Origin of the sequence: Faecalibacillus sp. TM498, from assembly GCF_020589955.1 — a bacterium.
Classification (GTDB): Bacteria; Bacillota_I; Bacilli_A; order Erysipelotrichales; family Coprobacillaceae; genus Faecalibacillus; species Faecalibacillus intestinalis.
Genome location: NZ_JAJDKB010000164.1, coordinates 1 through 339, shown reverse-complemented (window position 1 = coordinate 339; position 339 = coordinate 1). Strand labels below are relative to the sequence as shown.

Below are 339 nucleotides of genomic sequence, written 5' to 3'. Positions count from 1 at the left end.
CTGGAAAGCTTATACAGTCATCATTGATCCTAAAGTTTTGGTTGTTGATATAACAGCACATTTTTTTCAAAACAGGAAGTCTTACTTGAGTATTTGAATTTTTTAAAGCCTTATTATATTTTCTTATGATGGACTTAGCATCTCGAATACATTGATTGCATAAGGCACTTGGAAGAATAGCATTTACATCTGCTGTTGTTATTTTTGTAATAGCTCTTCCATTGATTGCATCAAGAACAAGATGATTGACTGTAGAAATATACTCTGTCATCGTTGCCTTGATCAATTCTGTTTGATATTTATTTGGATAAAGCTTGACTGTTTCTGTTAATTGCATAG

General features: G+C 31.6%; 1 pseudogene. It reads right to left on the bottom strand.

Annotated features, from left to right (window positions below):
- Window positions 1-339: pseudogene (locus LJD32_RS15135) on the bottom strand (RNA-guided endonuclease TnpB family protein); the annotation flags it as partial.